The 17,994-nt window shown below is 72.1% G+C and carries 13 protein-coding genes and 1 pseudogene; 10 read left to right on the forward strand and 4 right to left on the reverse strand.

What is annotated here, in order from left to right:
- Positions 1-23: 23 nt before the first annotated feature.
- On the forward strand, positions 24-476 hold the full coding sequence (locus B079_RS0105765; protein ID WP_018544828.1) for a hypothetical protein: 453 nt from the start codon (positions 24-26) through the stop codon (positions 474-476).
- Positions 477-562: 86 nt separating this feature from the next.
- A complete protein-coding gene (locus tag B079_RS0105770) occupies positions 563-2,371 on the forward strand; it encodes a chitinase (RefSeq protein ID WP_018544829.1) in 1,809 nt (602 codons plus the stop codon).
- Here the strand turns inward: B079_RS0105770 and B079_RS33650 are convergent.
- Both B079_RS33650 and gabT read right to left on the reverse strand, forming a co-directional pair.
- Positions 2,313-2,978, reverse strand: a pseudogene (locus tag B079_RS33650) (phosphatase PAP2 family protein); the annotation flags it as partial. The gene B079_RS0105770 and the pseudogene B079_RS33650 sit on opposite strands and share 59 nt — an antisense overlap.
- Before the next feature lie 425 nt (positions 2,979-3,403).
- A complete protein-coding gene (gene gabT / locus B079_RS0105780; protein WP_018544831.1) occupies positions 3,404-4,738 on the reverse strand; it encodes a 4-aminobutyrate--2-oxoglutarate transaminase in 1,335 nt (444 codons plus the stop codon).
- Positions 4,739-4,977: 239 nt separating this feature from the next.
- On the opposite strand from gabT, the gene B079_RS0105785 reads away from it, so the two are divergent.
- The 6 genes from B079_RS0105785 (at position 4,978) to B079_RS0105810 (ending at position 14,587) form a co-directional block, all read left to right on the forward strand.
- The gene (locus tag B079_RS0105785; RefSeq protein WP_018544832.1) at positions 4,978-7,104 is read left to right on the forward strand and encodes an ATP-binding protein; all 2,127 of its coding nucleotides are present in this window, start codon (positions 4,978-4,980) and stop codon (positions 7,102-7,104) included.
- A 105-nt stretch (positions 7,105-7,209) separates the two neighbouring features.
- Positions 7,210-8,790, forward strand: a complete 1,581-nt coding sequence (locus B079_RS0105790) for a PucR family transcriptional regulator (protein ID WP_018544833.1) — start codon at positions 7,210-7,212, stop codon at positions 8,788-8,790.
- 160 nt (positions 8,791-8,950) lie between these two features.
- The gene (locus tag B079_RS0105795; RefSeq protein WP_018544834.1) at positions 8,951-10,396 is read left to right on the forward strand and encodes an aldehyde dehydrogenase family protein; all 1,446 of its coding nucleotides are present in this window, start codon (positions 8,951-8,953) and stop codon (positions 10,394-10,396) included.
- Between the two features lie 156 nt (positions 10,397-10,552).
- A complete protein-coding gene (locus B079_RS0105800; RefSeq protein ID WP_018544835.1) occupies positions 10,553-11,377 on the forward strand; it encodes an isocitrate lyase/PEP mutase family protein in 825 nt (274 codons plus the stop codon).
- Between the two features lie 158 nt (positions 11,378-11,535).
- On the forward strand, positions 11,536-12,450 hold the full coding sequence (locus B079_RS31400; protein ID WP_234016744.1) for a formate/nitrite transporter family protein: 915 nt from the start codon (positions 11,536-11,538) through the stop codon (positions 12,448-12,450).
- A 199-nt stretch (positions 12,451-12,649) separates the two neighbouring features.
- On the forward strand, positions 12,650-14,587 hold the full coding sequence (locus tag B079_RS0105810; protein WP_018544837.1) for an acyl-CoA dehydrogenase family protein: 1,938 nt from the start codon (positions 12,650-12,652) through the stop codon (positions 14,585-14,587).
- 4 nt (positions 14,588-14,591) lie between these two features.
- Here B079_RS0105810 and B079_RS0105815 read toward each other — a convergent pair whose 3' ends face one another.
- Positions 14,592-15,011, reverse strand: coding sequence for a PIN domain nuclease (locus B079_RS0105815; RefSeq protein ID WP_018544838.1), 420 nt, complete (start codon positions 15,009-15,011; stop codon positions 14,592-14,594).
- Positions 15,008-15,217, reverse strand: coding sequence for a type II toxin-antitoxin system VapB family antitoxin (locus tag B079_RS0105820; RefSeq protein ID WP_018544839.1), 210 nt, complete (start codon positions 15,215-15,217; stop codon positions 15,008-15,010). Before B079_RS0105820 ends, B079_RS0105815 begins: the two co-directional genes overlap by 4 nt.
- Before the next feature lie 125 nt (positions 15,218-15,342).
- Between B079_RS0105820 and dxr the strand changes: the two genes are divergently transcribed.
- Together dxr and B079_RS0105830 are read left to right on the forward strand one after the other, a co-directional pair.
- Positions 15,343-16,611, forward strand: a complete 1,269-nt coding sequence (gene dxr, locus B079_RS0105825) for a 1-deoxy-D-xylulose-5-phosphate reductoisomerase (protein ID WP_018544840.1) — start codon at positions 15,343-15,345, stop codon at positions 16,609-16,611.
- On the forward strand, positions 16,608-17,912 hold the full coding sequence (locus tag B079_RS0105830) for a M50 family metallopeptidase (RefSeq protein ID WP_018544841.1): 1,305 nt from the start codon (positions 16,608-16,610) through the stop codon (positions 17,910-17,912). The genes dxr and B079_RS0105830 overlap by 4 nt, the downstream gene beginning before the upstream one ends.
- Positions 17,913-17,994 lie beyond the last annotated feature (82 nt).

Raw genomic sequence — 17,994 nt, forward strand, 5'->3', positions numbered from 1 at the left:
AGGTGAGAGAGGGAGGTCTGCTCATGACAGGGGCGAAGACGGCGGTCGAGTGGCTGGCATCCGTCGCACCGGATCCGGACGCATGCCGCTGGGAGTGGGAGCGCAGCGCCCTCGGGGTGGCCCTGCTGCCCGCGGGCAAGGCGTGGGACGTGCTGATCCTGCCCGGTGACCTCGGCTATCCGACGCTCGACGTGCTCACCCGCGTCCTCGATCAACCCGGCCCGGTGCTGGCCGACTTCGGGGACGACCGGGTGGGTTTCTTCGTGCCGCCGGGCACCGCGGCCCGCTGGCTCGGCACCGGTATCCGTACGGCGGGGTCCGGCACGTGGATCGTGGTGCCGTATCCGGGGCGGCCGACGCACGGGGTGCGCTGGCTGGTCACCCCGGACGGCTCCGGCACGCTCACCGACCCGGCGCTGCTGGAGCTGGCGATGCACGAGGCCGCCGCGGGACTGGCGCGGGACGGAGACGGATAACCTCCGGGCGACTTGACAGGAGGATTGGTCTGGACCAGGTTTGGTGCGCCCCCTGACCTCCAACTCCCCCATGCCTGGAGGCATTTGTGGATCGCTCCAGACCTCTGGTCACCCTCCTCGCGGCAGCGGCCCTGGCCGTGTCCGGCATCACCGCGCTCTCGTCGGCCGCCCGTGCGGCCGACGCGGACGCCGTGGTCAACGGCGGTTTCGAGTCCGGCCTCTCCGGCTGGACCTGCACCGCTGGGACCGTCGTCAACTCACCCGTGCACAGCGGGAGTTCCGCCCTCCAGGCGACTCCCGAGGGCAGCGACAACGCCCAGTGCGCGCAGAGCGTGACCGTGCGCCCCAACTCCGCGTACACGCTCTCCGGTTGGGTGCGCGGTTCCTACGTCTACCTCGGTGCGAACGGCACCGGCACCACCGACGTGTCCACCTGGACCCAGTCCGCGCCCGACTGGCAGAAGCTCACCACCACCTTCACCACCGGACCGAACACCACCAAGGTCACGCTCTACACCCACGGTTGGTACGGCACCGGCGCCTACAACGCCGACGACATCTCCCTCGTCGGCCCCGGCGGCGGCTCCACCACCCAGCCGCCCGCCGCCCCGACCGGCCTGACCACCGGCACGGTCACCGCCACCTCGGTCGCCCTGTCCTGGTCGGCGGTCTCCGGCGCCAGCGGTTACGCGGTCTACCGCGACGGCGCCAAGGTCCAGACGGCGAGCGGCACTTCGGCCACCGTGAGCGGTCTTTCGCCCGCCACCGCGTACAGCTTCCAGGTCGCCGCCGTCAACGACGCGGGCGAGTCCGCCAAGTCGGCCGTCGTGACCGCCACCACCAAGGCCAACAGCGGTGGGGGAGGCGGCGGTTCGGCCGACCTGCCCACCCATGCCCTGGTCGGCTATCTGCACGCCAGCTTCGCCAACGGCTCCGGCTACACCCGCATGGCCGACGTGCCCGACAGCTGGGACGTGATCGACCTCGCCTTCGGCGAACCGACCTCCGTCACCTCCGGCGACATCCGCTTCAACCGCTGCCCGGTCTCCGAGTGCCCGAACGTGGAGAGTGACGCCGACTTCAAGGCCGCGATCAAGGCCAAGCAGGCCGCGGGCAAGAAGGTGCTGATCTCCATCGGCGGCCAGAACGGCCAGGTCCAGCTGACCACCACGGCCGCCCGCGACGCCTTCGTCTCCTCCGTCTCGAAGATCATCGACGACTACGGCCTCGACGGCCTCGACATCGACTTCGAGGGCCACTCGCTCTCCCTGAACACCGGCGACACCGACTTCAAGAACCCGACCACCCCGGTGATCGTCAACCTGATCTCCGCCCTGAAGACCCTCAAGGCCAAGTACGGCGCCAAGTTCGTGCTCACCATGGCGCCCGAGACCTTCTTCGTGCAGAACGGCTACCAGTTCTACGGCAGTGGCCAGTGGGGCGGGCAGGACCCGCGCTGCGGCGCCTACCTCCCGGTGATCTACGCCCTGCGCGACGACCTCACCCTGCTGCACGTCCAGGACTACAACTCGGGCCCGATCATGGGCCTGGACAACCAGTACCACTCCATGGGCGGCGCCGACTTCCACATCGCCATGACCGACATGCTGCTCACCGGCTTCCCGGTCGCGGGCAACGCGAACAACGTCTTCCCGCCGCTGCGCCCCGACCAGGTCGCCATAGGCATGCCCGCCTCGGTCAACGCGGGCAACGGCTATGTCGCCCCCGCCGAGGTCACCAAGACCCTGGACTGCCTCACGAAGCGGACGAACTGCGGCTCGTATCCGACCCACGGAACCTGGCCCGCGCTGCGCGGTCTGATGACGTGGTCGGTGAACTGGGACCGCTTCGCGAACTGGGAGTTCCAGCGGACCTTCGACGGCTACTTCGGCTGAGCACCAGCCCGAGCACCGTCAGCAGCACCGTGCCCAGACACCAGGAGGCCAGCACGTCCAGCGGCCAGTGGAAGCCGCGCCGGACCAGGCCGTACGACACCGCCAGCACCAGGGCGGCGCCGACGGCCGGGACGGTGCGGCGGGCGGCGGGCGTGCGGCACCAGGGGAGGAGGAGCAGGACCGCCGAGCCGTAGGCGACGCAGGCCGTCGCCGTGTGGCCGGAGGGGAAGTAGCCGGTGGCCGGGGGCACCACGGGGGTTCCCGGCCGCGCGGTCCACAGCTTCAGCGGGACGATCAGCGCGGGGAGCAGGGCCATCAGTACGGCCGCCGCGAGCGGGGGCAGCCACCAGCGGGGCGTACCGGCCGACCGTCCGCGTAGCGCGGTGTATCCGGCGGCGAGCAGCAGCAGCGGCAGGGCCACCTGGACGTTGCCCAGGTCGGAGAGCAGTTCCGAGAAGCGGTCCGGGTGGACCAGGTCCCGGCTGAGCCGGGCGTCCGGCCGCAGCAGCGGTCCGTGGACGAGCACCTGCCAGGTGAGCAGCGCGAACAGCAGGCTCGGCAGGGTCAGCAGGACGGCGTACGGGGCGCGGCGGGGGAGGCGGGACACGGACCCAGCTTCGCAGGTCCCTGCGCGGGCGGCCGAGGAGTCCGGGGAGTCCGGGGAGGAGGTCGGCCGCCCCGGAACAGGGGGGGTGGTTCCGAGGCGGCCGACCGGACCGGAAACGCCGCACGCCCCGGGGGGTTTGGGGCGGCGGCCGTCCGATCGGTGAGGAGATCCCGGAGCCGTCGGGCCCCGGCTGTGTGCGCGAGGGCACGACCAGGTCGAAGCTGGGGAGGCCCCGGCCTGAACCCGCCCGCAGTCCCCTGGGGGCGAGGTGTATCTCTCTTCTGGACGAGAACCTACGGCAGACCTCGCCGCTTGGGCAGCCGGAATCCGGTCCCGCCATCCACCCCGCACACGTTCTTCACACGGCCTGCGGGTGCGGCACCCGGAGGCGCCGCACCCGGGTGCCGCACATGGGCCTGTCCGGCTCAGATGCGGGTGAAGGCCTGCTCGATGATGTCCAGACCCTCGTTCAGCAGGTCCTCGCCGATGACCAGCGGGGGCAGGAAGCGCAGCACGTTGCCGTAGGTGCCGCAGGTCAGGACCAGCAGGCCCTCCTGGTGGCACGCCTTGGCCAGCGCGGCGGCGGCCTCGGCGTCCGGCTCCTTGGTGGCGCGGTCCTTGACCAGCTCGATGGCGATCATGGCGCCGCGACCGCGGATGTCGCCGATGATGTCGAACTTCTCGGCCATCGCCGCGAGGCGGCCCTTCATGACCTCCTCGATGCGCTTGGCCTTGCCGTTGAGGTCCTGCTCCTTCATCGTCTCGATGGCGCCGAGCGCGGCGGCGCAGGCCACCGGGTTGCCGCCGTAGGTGCCGCCGAGGCCGCCCGCGTGCGCGGCGTCCATGATCTCGGCGCGGCCCGTGACGGCGGCCAGCGGCAGACCGCCCGCGATGCCCTTGGCGGTGGTGATCAGGTCCGGGACGATGCCCTCGTCCTCGCACGCGAACCACTGGCCGGTGCGGCAGAAGCCGGACTGGATCTCGTCGGCGACGAAGACGATGCCGTTGTCGTTGGCGAACTTCACGATCTCCGGCAGGAAGCCCTTGGCCGGCTCGATGAAGCCGCCCTCGCCGAGCACCGGCTCGATGATGATCGCGGCCACGTTGTCCGCGCCGACCTGCTTGGTGATCTGGTCGATGGCCTGCTTGGCGGCCTCGGGGCCCGCGTTCTCCGGGCCGGTCGGCCAGCGGTAGGCGTAGGCGACCGGGACGCGGTAGACCTCGGGCGCGAACGGGCCGAAGCCGTTCTTGTACGGCATGTTCTTCGCCGTCAGCGCCATCGTGAGGTTGGTGCGGCCGTGGTAGCCGTGGTCGAACACGACGACCGCCTGGCGCTTGGTGTACGCGCGGGCGATCTTGACGGCGTTCTCGACGGCCTCAGCGCCGGAGTTGAACAGCGCCGACTTCTTGGCGTGGTCACCCGGGGTGAGCTCGGCCAGCGCCTCGGCGACGGCGACGTAGCCCTCGTACGGGGTGACCATGAAACAGGTGTGGGTGAAGTCGGCGAGCTGGGCGCCCGCGCGGCGTACGACGGCCTCGGCGGAGGCGCCCACCGAGGTCACGGCGATGCCGGAACCGAAGTCGATCAGGCTGTTGCCGTCCACGTCCTCGATGACGCCGCCGCCCGCGCGCGTCACGAAGACGGGCAGCGTGGAGCCCACGCCCTGGGCGACGACCGCGGTGCGGCGGGCCTGAAGCTCCTGCGACTTCGGGCCGGGAATGGCGGTGACGACGCGGCGCTCCTGCGGAAGTGCGGTCATGCGGGGCTCCTGGGGGTGATTACGGACGCTTGTCTTCTTTTCTCGCAGGTTAGGACCGTCGCCGGGGCCCGGTCATGCTCCATGTGGGCGTTGTCCGGCCAGGCGGTTGTCCGTCGTGGACATAGCAGTGGCCATCGGGTGCCCCGGACACCGGCCGCGTAAGCGGTGAACTCCCCTTGCGGGGGCGTTAGATTGACTCGCTGACGGTGGACGGAGCGGCTGCTCAGGGGGCAACGGCGATGGAGAGCGACGGCACGCGGGACGCCCGCGACACAGAGGCGAACCCGGTGCCGCGCCCGGCGGTACCACCCCAGGGCTCTGCCGTGCCGCCCATGCCGTCGATGCCACCCGGCACTCCGCCGAGGCCGGACGGCAACGCCTTCCTCGCCTGGCTGCGCGCCTCCCGCCCCACCGCCCCGCCCGGCGTCTGGCGCCTGGGCCACCGGACCCGGCCCGAGGAGGAGCCCGAGACGATCCCGGGGCGCCAGCTGCTGAGCGGCGCGCTGATCTCGTTCCTCATCGGCTGGCTGGTGTGGTCCCTGCTGTGGAACGGCTACCTCGGCGGCTGGTGGACCCTGCCCCTGGAACTGCTCGCGCCCGACGCGTGGCTGGAGACCGAGAGCCGGGTCGGCACCGCCGTCCTCTGGTACTCGTACTACACGCTCATCGGCGGCGCCCTGCTTCTCGTCGTCTTCCGGCTCGGCCGCTGGGCCGAGATCTGGCGGCGCTACGGACCTCCCGCCTGGCGCCCCACCGCCCCGCCCGAGCAGCCGCCGCCCACTCCGGGAGAGGACCCCGCGAGCTGGCCCGAGCTGCGGGCCGCGGGCGCGCACGAGGCCGCCGACCGGCTCGCCGCTGACGCCCGGGCCGGACACATGCGGGACGTGGACCACGCCCGGATCGGCCGCGCCTGGGACGGCGTGCGCACCGGGCTGCACACCCTGGCCGCCTTCACCGGGGCGGTGGTCAAGGATGGCGCCGCCGCCTGCCCGCACCCCTCCGGCGACCGTGACCTGCCCGCCCGGCAGGCCCGCCACGACCTGCTCACCGGACAGGTCCGGGTCGGCACCACCGCCGACGACCCGCGCAACCCCTACCGTTACCGGGGCGCCGGGCTCGCCTTCAGCCCCGAGCTGCTCGGCACCTCACTGCTCGCGGTCGGCCCGGCCGGCTCGGGCAAGACCGGCAGCCTGATCCGTCCCCTCGCGGAGTCGCTGTGCCTGCACGCGCTGGCCGGACGGGCCGCCGTGGTCGTCGTCGGCGCGGCGGGCGCCGGTCTCGGTCCGGCCGAGGCGTACGACGTGGTGATCCGGGTCGGTCACCCCGACTCCGTCTACGACCTCGACCTCTACGGCGGCACCACCGACCCCGACGAGGCCGCCGCGATACTCGCCGAGGCCCTGGTCGGCGACCTGGCCGACCCGCACCCCGGCAGCGACAGCCGCCGCTCCGCCACCGTCCTCGCCCAGCTCCTCGGTCCCTTCCGCGCGGTCCACGGCCGCTTCCCCTCGGTACCCGAGCTGCGCGGGCTGCTCGACGGCGCCCCTGGCCCGCTCGCCGCGCTCCGCAAGGCGCTCACCGAGACCGGACACGCCTCGCTCCTGCGCGAACTCGACGCAAGAGAAAGGCAGTTGGCACACCCCGGTGATGTGGGCGCCGTGCTCGCCGACCGGATCGCGCTGCTCGACCGGCCCGCCTTCGCCTCCTTCTTCGACACCTCCGGGCAGTCCCGGCCGTTCTCGCTCAAGGCGCTCGACCACCCGGTCCGGGTCCGCGTCGACCTGCCCCAGCGCGGCCACGCCGACGCCTCCCGCATCCTGGCCCGGCTGGTCCTCGCCCAGTTCACGGCGAGCGTGACCGCGCGCGAGGACCGCTCGCTCTTCGCCTGTCTGCTCCTGGACGACGCGGGCGGGGTCGTCACCCCCGAGGCCGTGCGCGGCATCCAGCGGCTGCGCTCCGCCAACGCGGGCGCGGTGCTCACCCTGCGCACCCTGGACGACGCGCCCCGGCCGCTGCGCGGCCCGCTGCTCGGCGCCACCGGCTGCCGGATGGCCCTGTCCGGCCTCACCCCCTGGGACGGGCAGGACTTCGCCGAGGTGTGGGGCAAGGAGTGGATCGAGACCCGCGACGTCACCGACCGCCAGATCATCGCCGAGACCCCGGCGGGCAAGGCCGTGCACATGCTGCGCCGCGTCATCACCGGCAAGGCGCCCACGGCCCGCGCGGTCACCGTCCGCCAGGTCGAGCGTGAGCGCTGGTCCGCGTCCGAGTTGGCGCACGGGGTGCCGCCCGGGCATGCCGTGTTGTCGTTGACGACCGTGCGGGGGGAGCACGCGCCGCCGTTGCTGGTGGATCTGCGGGGGTGAGGTCCGGGATCGTACGGTGAGGCAGAATCGGGGTGGGCCGTTCATACGCGGCGGCCAATTGATCTCCGGTGGCCCAGCGCCGGACCGCTTCGACCTGAAGGCCCCATGCCCCCGACCCTCGCCTCGCTCGTCCAGCACTCCGCGCTCAAGCTCACCGTCCGCGCGGGTGAGGACCGGCTCGACGTGCCGGTGCGCTGGGCGCATGTCAGCGAGCTGGCCGACCCCGTGCCGTACATGGAGGGCGGGGAACTCCTCCTCGTCACCGCGCTGAAGCTGGACGCGGAGGACCCCGAGGCGATGCGCCGGTACGTCAGGCGGCTTGCCGGGGCCGGGGTCGTCGGGATCGGGTTCGCCGTCGGGGTCAACTACGACGAGATCCCCGAGGCGCTGCTCGACGCCGCCCGCGAGGAGGGCCTGCCGCTCCTGGAGGTCCCCCGCCGCACCCCGTTCCTCGCCATCAGCAAGGCCGTCTCCGCCGCCATCGCCGCCGAGCAGTACCGCGCCGTCACCGCAGGCTTCGCCGCCCAGCGCGAGCTGACCCGGCAGGCCCTGGCCACCGGCCCCGAGGGCCTGCTCGGCGCGCTCGCCGCCCAGCTCGACGGCTGGGCCGCGCTGTACGACGCCTCGGGCGCCGTCGTCGCCGCCGCGCCCGAGTGGGCCCACCGCAGGGCCGCCCGGCTCACCGCCGAGGTCGAGCGGCTGCGCGAGCGCCCCGCCCCCGCCTCCTCCGTCGTCGGCGGCCCCGACAACGAGGACCGGGTCGAGCTGCACTCCCTCGGCACAGGGCGCCGCCCCCGCGCCGCCCTCGCCGTCGGTACCGCCGCCGCCCCCGGCACCGCCGAGCGCTACGCCGTGCACTCCGCCATCGCCCTGCTCACCCTCACCACCGAGCGCTCCCGCTCCCTGCACGCCGCCGAACAGCGCGTCGGCGCCGCCGTGCTGCGCATGCTGCTCGCCGGGGAGCCGGACCACGCCCGCGCCGTCGCCGGTGACCTGTACGACGGGCTGCTCGACGCCCCGTTCCGGGTGTTCGTCGCCGAGGCGGACGGCACCGGCGACGGCGATCCCCTCGGCGCCCTCGCGGAGGCTGTGGAGTCGGCCGCCGCCCGCTCCGGCGAGGCCGTCCTCGCCGTGCCCGACGGGGAGCGCCTGGTGGTGCTGGCCGCCGACGGCGGCGCGGCGGTCGCCGCCTGTCTCGCCCACGCGGGCGCGCTGGAGACGGCGCGTACCGCACCGGAGCCGGGCGGCGCCGAGACCGCGCTGGTCGTCGGCCTGTCCGCCCCCGCCGGACCGAGCGCGGCGGCAGCCGCCCACCGCCAGGCCGAGCAGGCCCTTTCGGTCGCCCGGCGCCGGGGCCGGGCGATCGTGGAGCACGAGCATCTGGCGGCGGGCTCGGTGCTGCCGCTGCTCGCCGACGACGCCGTACGGGCCTTCGCCGACGGCCTGTTGCGCGCACTGCGCGAGCACGACGCCACCGGACGCGGCGACCTCGTCGCCTCGCTGCGCGCCTGGCTGTCCCGGCACGGCCAGTGGGACGCCGCCGCCGCCGACCTCGGCGTCCACCGGCACACCCTGCGCTACCGGATGCGCCGCGTCGAGGAGATCCTGGGCCGCTCCCTGGACGACCCGGACGTCCGCATGGAGCTGTGGCTGGCCCTGAAGACGACGGGCACCGAACAGCCGTAGGGCCAGGTGAGGGGTCGCGACCTGCCTCTTCACGCCAAACCGGAGCATCACCGCCCCGCATCCGTACGACTCGGACAAGCGACGCCCACCCACGCCCGCCCTACCGTGGACCACGCACCGAAGAACAACTCCGACAACGCGGAAGGGCCGGGACTCGTCAATGACTTCCACCCACGCCTTCTGGCTCGCCGGCCGCCAGGTCACCGGCGAGGACAGCTTCGACGTCACCAACCCGTGGGACGGGCGCCTGGTCGGCCGGGCCAGTGTGCCGACCGACGCCCAGGTCGAGGAGGCCGTGGCCGCCGCGTACGCCGTCCGCGACGACTTCGCCGCCGTGCCCGCGCACGTGCGCGCCGCCGCCCTGGACCACGTCGCGCAGGGGCTGACCGAGCGCGCCGAGGAGATCGCCCAGCTGATCTCCGGCGAGAACGGCAAGCCGATCAAGTGGGCCCGCGGTGAGGTCGGCCGTGCCGTCTCCGTCTTCCGGCTCGCCGCCGAGGAGGCCCGCCGGTTCAACGGCGGCGAGGCCCAGCGGCTCGACACCGACGCGGGCGGCCAGGGGCGGATGGCGCTGATCCGCCGCTTCCCCAAGGGTGTCGTCCTCGGCATCGCGCCGTTCAACTTCCCGCTCAACCTGTGCGCGCACAAGGTCGCCCCGGCGATCGCCGCCGGTGTCCCGATCATCCTCAAGCCCGCCCCGGCCACCCCGCTGTCCGGCCTGATCATCGGTGAGTTCCTGGCCGAGACGGACCTGCCCGCCGGTTCCTGGAGCATCCTGCCGGTCGCCAACGACAAGATGCCCGCCCTCGTCCAGGACGAGCGCCTGCCGGTGATCTCCTTCACCGGGTCCGAGAAGGTCGGCTACGCGATCATGGACTCGGTGCCGCGCAAGCACTGCACCCTGGAGCTGGGCGGCAACGGCGCGGCCGTCGTCCTCGGCGACTGGGCGAGCGACGCCGACCTGGACTGGGCCGCGAGCCGCATCGCCACCTTCTCCAACTACCAGGGCGGCCAGTCCTGCATCTCGGTGCAGCGCGTGATCGCCGACGCCGCGATCTACGACCGCCTGCTGCCGCGCATCGTCGCCGCCGTCGAGGCCCAGGTCACCGGCGACCCGGCCGACGAGCGCACCGAGGTCGGCCCGCTGGTCAGCGAGGACGCCGCCCAGCGCGTCGAGTCCTGGGTGAACGAGGCCGTCGAGGCGGGCGCCACCCTGCTCGCGGGCGGCAAGCGCGAGGGCGCCACCTACGCCCCGACCGTCCTCACCGACGTCCCGGCCGGGGTCACCCTCGCCACCGAGGAGGTCTTCGGACCGGTCCTCACCGTGCAGAAGGCGGACGGCGAGGCCGAGGCGTTCGCCGCCGTCAACGAGTCCAAGTACGGCCTCCAGGCAGGCGTGTTCACCCACGACATCCAGGCCGCCTTCCGCGCCCACCGCGCCCTCGAGGTCGGCGGCGTGGTCATCGGCGACGTCCCCTCCTACCGCGCCGACCAGATGCCGTACGGCGGCGCCAAGCAGTCCGGCGTCGGCCGCGAGGGCGTCCGCTCCGCGATGGACGACTACACCTACGAGCGCGTCCTGGTCCTCACCGGACTCGCTCTCTGACCCGACACCGACACGTCGGTCACGACGGCCGGAGCCCACACTGTGCGGGGGCTCCGGCCGTTGGCGTTTCCCGGGGGTCAACCGCCTTGAATCAGGGCGGCCTTCATGTCGGATTCCTGCCAGAAGGCGGGCCGCGTACGGTGCTTGACTGCCGTCATGACGCACACGCACGCGGCCGACGCCCGCCTCTTCCGCTCCCTGCACACCCCCGCCGCCCCGCTCGCGCTCGCCAACGCGTGGGACGTGGCGAGCGCCCTCGTCGTGGAGGCGGCGGGCGCCCGCGCGATCGCCACCACCAGCGCCGGGGTCTCCTGGGCGCTCGGTGCGCCCGACGGCGGCGCCCTCACCCGCGAGCGGGCCCTCGAGGTGATCGCCCGCATCGCCGCCGCCGTCACGGTGCCGGTCACCGCCGACATCGAGGACGGGTACGGCGCGGACGCCGCCGCCGTCGCGGAGACGGTCGCCGGGGTGATCGAGGCGGGCGCCGTCGGCGTCAACATCGAGGACGGCACCCGGCCCCCGGCCGAGCTGGCCGCCCGGCTCGGCGCGGCCCGGCGGAGCGCCGAGCGGGCGGGGGCCGACCTGTTCCTCAACGCCCGTGTCGACACCTACCTGCTGGGTCTGGGCGACCCGGAGACCCGCCTGGAGGAGACCCTGACCCGGGCCCGGCTGTACGTGGAGGCGGGCGCCGACGGCGTCTTCGTCCCCGGCGTCACCGACCCGGCCACCCTCAAGGCGCTGGCCGAGGACATTGCCGTACCGCTCAACGTCATGGCGGGCCCCGGAGCGCCGTCCGTCGACGAGCTCGGCACCCTCGGGGTGGCCCGGGTGAGCCTCGGCCCGGGGGTGGCGCTGGCCGCGTACGGCGCCGCCCGGCGTGCCGCGCGGGAGCTGTTCGAGAGCGGCACCGTCACCTCGGCCGCCGACGCGCTGAGCTTCGCGGAGCTGGACGGGCTGCTGGCCGGGCCGGAGCGGCGATGAGTGGGGCGTCAGTGATAGGTGAGACTTATGACGCGATAGATTTGGCCGATTAAGTCAGGATAAGCACTGCCTATCACGTCATTAATTCGACTTTTGACATTTCCAGATCGGCGGGCGCACACTGCTCCACGCGTGAGAGTCGGACAATCCGACCATGAGTGAGCAGCACTGAGAGGGCCACCGTGCCGATACCACTGGAAGAAGCTCTGGACAGCCAGATCGCGGCAGCGCGCGGCAAGGCGAAGCTGCTCCGCTCGCCCGGGCGTTATCTCGTGCTCGCGGCGCTCGCGGGAGCCTTCATCGGTGTGGGCGTCGTCCTGATGGTCATGGTGTCCGGCCCGCTCACCCTCGCGCACTCGCCCTGGGTCAAGCTGATCCAGGGGCTCGTCTTCGGTGTCGCGCTGACCCTGGTGATCTTCGCCGGTGGCGAGCTGGCCACCAGCAACATGATGACGATGGTCCAGGGCGCGGTCCGCCGTACCGTCGCGCCCCTCGCCGCGCTCGCCGTGATCGTCGGCTCCTTCGTCGGCAACCTGGTCGGCTCGGTCGGCTTCGCCTGGCTGGTCCACGCCGCCGGGGTGCTGGGCGTCGTGCCCGCGCCCGGAGCGCCCGCCCCCGGTCTGACCGGTCTGACCGGCATGCTCAACGCCAAGATGGCCGAGAGCGGCGAGGCGATGTTCTTCCGCGGCGTGCTCTGCAACTTCCTGGTCTGTCTGACCGTGTGGATGGGCATGCGCACCCGCTCCGACACGGCGAAGATCATGATGATCTTCGCGGGCATCCTGGCCTTCGTCGCCTCCGGCTTCGAGCACGTCGTCGCCAACATGACGACCTTCTCGCTCGGCCTCTTCGAGCACGTCCCCGGTGTGACGGTGGGCGCCTTCGCCCACAACCTGCTCTTCGTGGGCCTCGGCAACCTGGTCGGCGGCGGACTGCTGGTGGGCGTGGCGTACGCGTACACCGGGCGCCGCGCCAAGCCGACCGCGACCGCCGCCGCTCCCACGGCCGCGGTGCCCGCGCCGCGCGCCGGTGACGAGCCCGCTGGCGCGGTGCCGGTGGCGGAGACCGCCTGAGCCCGCGCGAGCATCCGAGGCTCACCGCCCCCGCCACACTTCACCCGTTCGCCCCGCCGGACGCGTGAGGGGTGGTGGGGGCGGCCCGTTTCCGGTACCAACGATCCAGTAGCACCCCTTTTCGGGTGACCAAGATCAGGCAGCACCGGTCGGTACCGAACGGACCGCAACCGTCCCTCTTCGCGGTGAGGTGAGCCTCATGTCCGCTCCCACCACTCAACGCACCACCGTCTCCGAGCGCGAGGCCCGCCAGGTGGCGGAGGCCGCCCGGGAGCAGGGCTGGCGCAAACCGAGCTTCGCCAAGGAACTCTTCCTCGGGCGCTTCCGGCTCGACCTCATCCACCCCCACCCGCTCCCCGACCCCGAGAGCGTGCGGCGCGGTGAGGCGTTCCTCGCGGAGCTGCGCGCCTTCTGCGAGAGCGAGATCGACGCGGCCCGCATCGAGCGCGAGGCCCGTATCCCCGACGAGGTCGTGGCCGGGCTCAAGCGGCTCGGCGCGCTCGGCATGAAGATCGACCCCAAGTACGGCGGCCTGGGCCTGTCCCAGCTGTACTACAACAAGGCGCTCGCGCTGGCAGGGTCGGTCAGCCCGGCGGTGGGCGCGCTGCTCTCCGCGCACCAGTCGATCGGCGTGCCCCAGCCGCTGAAGATCTTCGGCACCCAGGAGCAGAAGGACGCGTTCCTGCCGCGCTGCGCGAGCACCGACATCTCGGCGTTCCTGCTGACCGAGCCGGACGTGGGCTCGGACCCGGCGCGCCTGGCGACGACGGCCGTGCCGGACGGGGACGACTACATCCTGGACGGCGTCAAGCTGTGGACCACCAACGGCGTGGTCGCGGACCTGCTGGTCGTCATGGCGCGGGTGCCGAAGTCCGAGGGGCACCCCGGCGGCATCACCGCGTTCGTGGTGGAGGGCACGGCCGAGGGCGTCACCGTCGAGCACCGCAACGCGTTCATGGGGCTGCGCGGCATCGAGAACGGCGTGACCCGCCTCCACCGGGTGCGCGTCCCCGCCGCGAACCGCATCGGACCCGAGGGCGCCGGTCTGAAGATCGCGCTGACCACGCTGAACACCGGGCGGCTCTCGCTGCCCGCGATGTGCGCGGGTGCGGGCAAGTGGTGTCTGAAGATCGCCCGGCAGTGGGCGGCCGAGCGCGAGCAGTGGGGCAAGCCGGTCGCGCTGCACGAGGCCGTCGGCTCCAAGATCAGCTTCATCGCGGCGACCACGTTCGCGCTGGAGGCCGTCGTCGACCTCGCCTCCCAGATGGCCGACGAGGACCGCAACGACATCCGCATCGAGGCCGCGCTCGCCAAGCTCTACGGCTCCGAGATGTCCTGGCTGATGGCCGACGAGCTGGTCCAGATCCGCGGCGGCCGGGGCTACGAGACCGCCGAGTCGCTGGCGGCGCGCGGCGAGCGGGGCGTACCGGCCGAGCAGATGCTGCGCGACCTGCGGATCAACCGCATCTTCGAGGGCTCGACCGAGATCATGCACCTGCTGATCGCACGCGAGGCCGTCGACGCCCACCTCTCGGTCGCCGGTGACCTCATCGACCCGGACACCTCCCTCCAGGACAAGGCGAAGGCGGCTGCCGACGCGGGCGTCTTCTACGCCAAGTGGCTCCCGAAGCTGGTCGCGGGCCCGGGCCAACTCCCGTCCTCGTTCGGCGAGTTCAAGCACGGCATCGACCTGTCGGGCCATCTGCGCTTCGTGGAACGGCACGCCCGCAAGCTCGCCCGCGCCACCTTCTACGGCATGTCCCGCTGGCAGGGCCGCATGGAGACCAAGCAGGGCTTCCTCGGCCGCATCGTGGACATCGGCGCCGAACTCTTCGCCATGAGCGCCGCCTGCGTCCGCGCCGAACGCCTGCGCCGCGAGGGCGACCACGGCCGCGAGGCCTACCAGCTCGCCGACGCCTTCTGCCACCAGTCCCGCCTCCGCGTCGACGACCTCTTCACCCGCCTGTGGTCCAACACCGACGACCTGGACCGCAAGGTCGTCAAGAACGTCCTCAACGGCTCCTACGACTGGCTGGAGGACGGCATCCTCGACCCGTCGACGGACGGCCCGTGGATCGCGGACGCGACGCCCGGCCCGAGCAGGGAGCCGAGCGCCCGTCGTCCCTTCGGCGGGTGACTCGCTAGAGAGTGCCGGGTGGCATCAGCCACTGGGTCGGCTGCCCCGTGACCGACGCGATGGTCTCGAAGTCGTTGTCGTAATGGAGCACGGTGAGCCCCTGGAGCTCGGCGGTCGCGGCGACCAGCAGGTCCACCGTGCCCGCCGAGCGGTGCTGTCCCTTGGCGGTGAGTTGCTCCTGCACCGCCCATGCGCGGGTCACGGCGCGGTCGTCGAGTGGCGTCCAGCCGAACAGAGTGTCGAGATCCGCGACTATCTGTTCACGGTCTTCGGCGCTCCTGGCGCTGTAGAGGAGTTCGATCTCGGTGACCGGGCAGCGTGCGATGAGACCCTCCTTCAGGGGGTTCTCCCACCGTGACCGGGCCTTTTCGCCAAGGATGCGGACCAGGGCGCTTGTGTCGACGAGGTAGCGGGCAGTCGTCATCGACGGTAGTTCCTCTTGTCCAGCAAGATGTCGAAGTCGCCCGCGTCGGCGCGAGCGGCCAGTCGCGCCAGCGCCAGCGCCCGCTTCTTGCGCTCGACGCCCTCCTTCAAGGCGGCCGTCACGGTGTCCTTCTTGGTCTTCGTGCCGAACGCTATGGCCGCGTCCGCCAGCAGCTGCTCGTCGATGTCGATCAGGGTCTTGGCCATGACTGCACTCTCCGTATATCCAGAGGACGGACTCGTATATCCATAGTAGCCCGGCGAAGGACATCACCCACCCGGGAACCGGACGCGCTGTCCATCCCGTCCTCGCGGGCGGACACAATAGGTGGATGACCGACAGTCTTGTCAGCCCCGTGCCTCTCGCCGATCCGCATCTGGTGTACGACCCGCTTCCCGGTGGCGGGCCGAAGGATGTGGTGATTCTCGGGTCCACCGGGTCGATCGGCACGCAGGCGATCGACCTCGTGCTGCGTAATCCCGACCGTTTCCGGGTGACCGCGCTGTCCGCCAACGGCGGGCGGGCGGCGCTGCTCGCCGAGCAGGCGTACCGGCTGCGGGTGCGGACCGTGGCGGTGGCGCGCGAGGACGCCGTACCGGAACTGCGCGAGGCGCTGGCCGGGCACTACGGCACCGAGCCGCTGCCGGAGATCCTGGCCGGGCCCGACGCGGCTGCCCAGCTCGCCGCCTCCGACTGCCACACCGTGCTGAACGGCATCACCGGCTCGATCGGTCTCGCGCCGACCCTGGCCGCCCTGGAGGCGGGCCGCACCCTCGCGCTCGCCAACAAGGAGTCGCTGATCGTCGGCGGCCCGCTGGTCAAGGCGCTGGCCAAGCCGGGGCAGATCATCCCGGTGGACTCCGAGCACGCCGCCCTCTTCCAGGCCCTGGCCGCAGGCACCCGCGCCGACGTCCGCAAGCTGGTCGTCACCGCCTCCGGCGGCCCCTTCCGCGGCCGTACGAAGAGCGAGCTGGCGAACGTCACGGTCGCCGACGCCCTCGCCCACCCCACCTGGGCCATGGGCCCGGTCATCACCGTCAACTCCGCGACCCTCGTCAACAAGGGCCTGGAAGTCATCGAGGCGCACCTCCTCTACGACATTTCCTTCGACCACATTGAGGTGGTCGTGCATCCCCAGTCGTATGTCCACTCGATGATCGAGTTCACCGACGGCTCCACGATCGCCCAGGCGACGCCCCCCGACATGGGCGGGCCCATCGCCATCGGCCTGGGCTGGCCCGAGCGCGTCCCCGACGCCGCCCCGGCCTTCGACTGGAGCAAGGCGTCCACCTGGGAATTCTTCCCGCTGGACAACGACGCCTTCCCCTCGGTGAACCTCGCCCGGCACGTGGGACGGCTCGCGGGGACCGCCCCGGCGGTGTTCAATGCCGCCAACGAGGAGTGCGTCGCCGCCTTCCTGAACGGCGCGCTGCCCTTCAACGGGATCATGGAGACCGTCACCCGGGTCGTCGAGGAACACGGCACCCCGGTACCGGGAACCTCGCTCACGGTGTCGGACGTCCTCGAAGCGGAGACCTGGGCCCGCGCCCGGGCCCGCGAACTGACAGCCACGACGGCGACCGCGGAGGCGCGTGCATGACGACCTTGATGTTCATCCTCGGCATAGCGGTCTTCGCGGTCGGCCTGCTCGTCTCGATCGCCTGGCACGAGCTGGGGCACCTCTCCACCGCCAAGCTCTTCGGCATCCGCGTCCCGCAGTACATGGTCGGCTTCGGCCCCACCATCTGGTCGCGGCACAAGGGCGACACCGAGTACGGCATCAAGGCCGTCCCGCTCGGCGGCTACATCCGCATGATCGGCATGTTCCCGCCGGACGACGCGGGCCGGGTCTCCGCCCGCTCCACCTCCCCGTGGCGCGGCATGATCGAGGACGCCCGCTCGGCGGCCTTCGAGGAGCTCCAGCCCGGTGACGAGACGCGCATGTTCTACACGCGCAAGCCGTGGAAACGCGTCATCGTCATGTTCGCCGGCCCCTTCATGAACCTGATCCTCGCGGTCGGCCTGTTCTTCACCGTGCTCATGGGCTTCGGCATCCAGCAGCAGACCAACACGGTCGCCTCGGTCTCGCCCTGTGTCATCGCGCAGAGCCAGCACCGCGACACCTGCAGGAAGTCCGACCCGGCCTCCCCGGCCGAGGCCGCCGGGCTCAAGGCGCACGACAAGATCCTCTCCTTCGACGGCAAGCCGACCAAGGACTGGAACACGCTGTCCGACCTCATCCGTGACAGCGCGGGCAGGAGCGTCCCGATCCTGGTCGAGCGCGACGGCAAGCAGCTCACCCTGCACGCCACCATCGCCACCAACCAGGTCGCCAAGAAGGACGCGAGCGGCACCTACGTCCAGGGGGAGTACGTCAAGGCGGGCTTCCTCGGCTTCAGCGCCGCCACCGGCGTCGTCCAGCTCGGCTTCGGCGACTCGGTGGTCTGGATGGGCGACCAGGTCGGCAACGCGGTGGACTCCCTCGTCGCGCTGCCCGGCAAGATCCCGGCCCTGTGGAACGCCGCCTTCGGCGACGGCCCGCGCGAGCCGGACTCCCCGATGGGCATCGTCGGCGCCGCCCGCGTCACCGGCGAGATCGCCACGCTGGACATCCCGGCCTCCCAGCAGGTCGCGATGTTCGTGTTCGTGCTCGCCGGGTTCAACCTCTCGCTGTTCCTCTTCAACATGCTCCCGCTGCTCCCGCTCGACGGCGGGCACATCGCGGGCGCGCTGTGGGAGTCGCTGCGGCGCAACCTCGCCCGGGTGCTGCGCCGCCCCGACCCGGGCCCCTTCGACGTGGCCAAGCTGATGCCGGTGGCCTACGTCGTGGCGGGCATCTTCGTCTGCTTCACGCTTCTCGTGCTGATCGCGGACGTGGTGAACCCGGTCAAGATCTCCTAGCGGTACGGCACCCCGAAGGCGGCCCGGAGCGTTCAGCTCCGGGCCGTCTTCCATTGAGTGGGTTTGCCGGGTGGGATGTGCT

It is taken from the genome of Streptomyces sp. LaPpAH-108, from assembly GCF_000373625.1.
GTDB lineage: Bacteria > Actinomycetota > Actinomycetes > Streptomycetales > Streptomycetaceae > Streptomyces.